Origin of the sequence: Microcoleus sp. PH2017_05_CCC_O_A (genome assembly GCF_020738785.1) — a bacterium.
In the GTDB taxonomy this organism is placed as follows: Bacteria; Cyanobacteriota; Cyanobacteriia; order Cyanobacteriales; family Microcoleaceae; genus Microcoleus.
This window is the reverse complement of sequence record NZ_JAEQCB010000274.1, coordinates 1-4,088: the sequence shown is the minus strand read 5'-3', so window position 1 is coordinate 4,088 and position 4,088 is coordinate 1. Positions and strand designations below refer to the sequence as shown.

Below are 4,088 nucleotides of genomic sequence, written 5' to 3'. Positions count from 1 at the left end.
GTATTGTCGTAGAAAACTCGGTTTCTGGACGGCGAGGCGTAAGTTTTAGTAAATTTTTGTAACAAATTGTCGCGTCAGCGCATAAAATCTCGATCGACACCCTGATAGATATACAGGGAACTCGTTTTCTATGCAAACAAGCAATGCCAACCCAACCATCGACTCTGAGGTGCAAGTGAAAAAATTAAAAAAAATGTTTGAACAAACTTCCTCTTGCGGGTTTGTTCAAAGTTGTCTGTCGCTGACTGCTTTTACTTTATTGGGATTTACCGCAGTTGAACCAGTCAGCGCCGCCAGTATCCATACAGGTTTTGCCTCCTATGCCATTACAGACCTCGGCCCCGGCAACACTTACAGTATCAACAATCTCGGACAAGTGGTAATGGGTAAAAATGGTGTGGGTTGGATTTGGGAAAACGGTCAATTGACTGAAGTTACCGACAGCACTTGGGCTTACCAAATCAACACTTCCGGTCAAGTTGTGGGCCGCTATCTCAGCGAAAGAAAACGGTCAAAGGACAGACCTCGGTTATTTTGGCGGCATTAGTAGTAGCGCTAGTGACATCAATGATGCTGGGCAAATAGTTGGTAAGTTTAACATTGCCCAAGATAAATTTAACCCCTTTTTATGGCAAAACGGTACAATGACCGATCTCGGTACTCTTGGTTTCAATGGTGGGGCTATGAGTATCAATAACAAAGGGCAAGTAGTTGGTTATTCCGGTCTTGTTTTCGGGATAACTCATGCTTTCCTGTGGGAAAACGGCAGGATGAGGGACTTGGGAACTGGTCAAACGGTAAACTTACAGAACTCAAAACTCTCGGTGGCAATGTCAATTACGGGGTTGCAATTAATAATAAAGGACAAGCAGTCGGTTTTGGTAACACAAGTGTCAATGGCAGCCTCAGTCACGGTTTAATCTGGGAAGACGGCGAAATGGCTAACCTTAACAGTTTGATTCCTGCTGATTCTGGGTGGTTTTTACAGCAAATCAGCGGCATTAACGATCGCGGTCAAATTGTCGGTCAAGGGATTAACCGCGCGACTGGTACAAATCATGCTTTTCTGCTCGATCCTATCAGCGGTAGTTCTCAGCGCAATCCTGTATTACCCGATCGTTTTGAGGATGGTTGGCATATTTTTAATAATGTAGCAAATCGCCTGTGGTTTGACCCGCCAACCTCGGCGGGTTTTGCGTTCAAAATCGGCGAGGATATTGTTGGGTCAAGTCCGATCGCATTTAATCCCAAGCCAACCGAACCATCGCTATTTACGAAAATTCTCAGTTTGCCCAGCGGTATTGATGCTGACGAACTTTTTTCTATCGCAGTTGGCGGTCAAGAAATCGGCAAATTCAAGCCTAATGAAATAGTGGATTTTGTGGCTTTGCTCGGTTACGGCGTATCGGAGTTTAGCGTACTCGGTATCGATGCACCAATCGAGCCGACTAACCCTCTAGCATTCCCAATAAAATTAGAATCAAATCGGGATAAGTTCTCGTTTAAAATGCGGGCGATCGATGGTGCTGAACCTGTTCCCGAACCTTCAGAAATTGGAGGGATAGTAACTGCGGCTGCAATTTTCGGCGGCTTGTTATGGAAACGCAAACGCAGCGATCGAAAAGTGCAAGTCAAGTAATCTTTTGCGGGGGCGATCGATTATATTTAATTAAGCTGTTTTACATTTAAATCGATCGGGCTATCTCGGCAAGGCTTGCGGTTTCAGCACTCAAAAATCCCAGTTTAAATGCGAAACAGCTTAGGGTTTGCTGAATAATCGATCGCCCGCAAAGAACAAGTGCGATTTCTGGTATCCCCTTGACAACTGCCATACAGGCTTAACTTATTACCCATGGGTAGAGGCTGTGGGTACGGTGGCAGTTGCGGTTTGGCAAGGTTGAGGGCGCGCCACAACAACGAAACTTCGCCGTGTGGGGGGCGGTTCGGCAAGGTTGAGGGCGCGCCACAACAACGAAACTTCGCCGTGTGGGGGTAAGTTCCGGTTCGAGAATATTTTGGCGAGATCCCTTGCTGACCCCACTTCTCCCGGCTCCATTCTCCAATTTATAAAGTTTTATGAAGATTAGGCAGCGTTCTGCATAAAACTAACGCCTGCTTCCAGATAGATAAGTAACGGCCGATTTTTGAGGGTGACGGGAACTCTACCTTTAACCCTCGCTGGCTGTGGGACTCGTGCATCAACAACAGAAACTGGGTTTTTTGCCCTGCGTGCGATCGCTAGAAATTGCCAGGATTGTTTTATAAAATACCACTAAAAATTCTGTCTTACCAGTTGACAAATTGCAAATTACCAGCGTTCGATCGAACTTATACAAAACAGGAGTAAAAACTCAAATGGTTTGTCAAATCTTCATAAAGCCTTCATCAAGTCTTCATCAAAATATCGATTGACAGGAGAGAAAAAATGCCTAATAATATAGTTCGTCAAAAATATTTTCATGATTCATCCATTAAAGCCTCATATTATCATTCTGAGTGAGGCAAAGCATCTTAAACGACAGTTTAAGTATTAAAAATTCGCCATACCTGTATTTATTTCCGGGTCGTTGTTTTTTGATAAACCTAAGTTGATTAAGGAAAGGGGTGTATAAAATGTCCAATATTCAAATCGGTAGCCTCAACGATAACTATTTCTCGATCGGTTCTACGGATAACACCGATCCTAAAGATAGCTATTTTTTCAGTCTTCCCAGGATGGGTAGCGCCCGCATCTCCGCGATCGGTGTTAGTGGCGATATCAATATGGAACTGCGCGACAAAGAAGGGAAGGTAATCAAAAGTATTTCAACTAGCGACGTAAAAGCTGGAATTATTAACATCGATAATTTAGGGGCGGCGGATTATATTTTAAATATTTCTCCTGTTTCCGGCTACACAAATTATCAAGTCAGTTTAACTGCCGATGGTAGAATCGATCCGTTAAGCGGTTTGGGGGTTGATGCGGGATTTTTTGTCTCGCAAAAAAGTGAAGTAGGCTTCGATTTTCTCAACGATGGCGGCAGATATCAAGGGGAAATAGCTATTTTTAGTCTCGATGGTATGGAGCGATTTGCTTCAGATTATAAGGGATTTATGAAGGAAGCTGCCAGACGATCGCTGAGTAATTCTGTATTGGGTCATATCACGATTTCTGAATCCGTAGAGGGGGGAAATCCTCTATTTCGTGGCACTTTGGGAGAAGAAAATTATAATGATGGGCCGTATCAGGGCGTGAAGACATTTACCACAACTCCCGGAAAGGCTTATGCTGTAATGTTGGTGCCAAATGGTACAGTGCAAGAGGTTTTTAACAATCCCGATATTGGTGGAGATAAGCGCCCGCTGTTTTCGTTATCTAGTCTCAACCCAAATGATGCTTGGTTGTACGGTCAAATAGCGGACGTTGATGGTGGTGGCTTGGTATTTTCCCTAGAGGATCAGCGGGTTGATACGGGTTCGGATGGCGATTATCAGGATGTTATTTTTAAGTTGACAGGTGCGATCGGCAAAGCGGTATCGTTGAAAGAAGTAATTAATCCTGCTAAGGATTGGACTACTTCTGAGGGCGGGAAGAAATTTATCGATTTTCTCAAATCTAATCCCACAATAAATACGCCGCCGAAAAACTTACAGTTCGATTTAAAAGCCATTTATAAAATTGGTGAAACGATTGAGTTAACAAGTGGAAAAGTAATCGATGGTAATGGGGCGATCGACCTAGACAGAATAAAATTATCATTGCGAAAAGCAGGCGATGAGTGGACTAATTTAGCAGATGCAACGAATTTTACAGCCGGCAGTCAGGGGTTGGCAACTTTTAGTTATTCTTTACCTGCTTTAGGGGCGGGGAATTATGAATTAAGGGCGATCGCCTATGACAAAGCAGGCGCTACCAGCGAGACGGTACTCAAAAGCTTTAGTGTCAAAGAAGCTACAGTTACGCCAACTCCGACACCGCCAACTCCGACACCTACGCCGCCAACTCCGACACCGCCAACAAATACAGCTCCTAAAAACTTGCAATTTGATGTTTTACCTGCTTACAAAGTGGGAGAACAAATCAGCTTTACAGGCGGTAAAGTTTACGA

At 44.0% G+C, this 4,088-nt stretch carries 4 protein-coding genes and 1 pseudogene; 4 read left to right on the top strand and 1 reads right to left on the bottom strand.

Features of this window, described 5'->3' with window-relative positions:
- The first annotated feature begins 130 nt into the window (after positions 1-130).
- The 3 genes and pseudogenes from JGK20_RS33615 to JGK20_RS33610 all read left to right on the top strand — a co-directional run bounded on the left by JGK20_RS33615 (position 131) and on the right by JGK20_RS33610 (position 1,639).
- Positions 131-547, top strand: coding sequence for a hypothetical protein (locus tag JGK20_RS33615; RefSeq protein WP_293233737.1), 417 nt, complete (start codon positions 131-133; stop codon positions 545-547).
- Positions 480-740, top strand: a pseudogene (locus JGK20_RS34750) (hypothetical protein); the annotation flags it as partial. The gene JGK20_RS33615 and the pseudogene JGK20_RS34750, both read left to right, overlap by 68 nt.
- 14 nt (positions 741-754) lie before the next feature.
- Entirely contained in the window at positions 755-1,639 is an 885-nt protein-coding gene (locus JGK20_RS33610) for a PEP-CTERM sorting domain-containing protein (protein ID WP_293233735.1), read from the top strand.
- Between the two features lie 104 nt (positions 1,640-1,743).
- Here JGK20_RS33610 and JGK20_RS33605 read toward each other — a convergent pair whose 3' ends face one another.
- A complete protein-coding gene (locus JGK20_RS33605; RefSeq protein ID WP_293233733.1) occupies positions 1,744-1,950 on the bottom strand; it encodes a hypothetical protein in 207 nt (68 codons plus the stop codon).
- A 663-nt stretch (positions 1,951-2,613) separates the two neighbouring features.
- Between JGK20_RS33605 and JGK20_RS33600 the strand changes: the two genes are divergently transcribed.
- The coding region (locus JGK20_RS33600) for a DUF4114 domain-containing protein (protein ID WP_293233731.1) at positions 2,614-4,088 on the top strand (1,475 nt) is incomplete at its 3' end.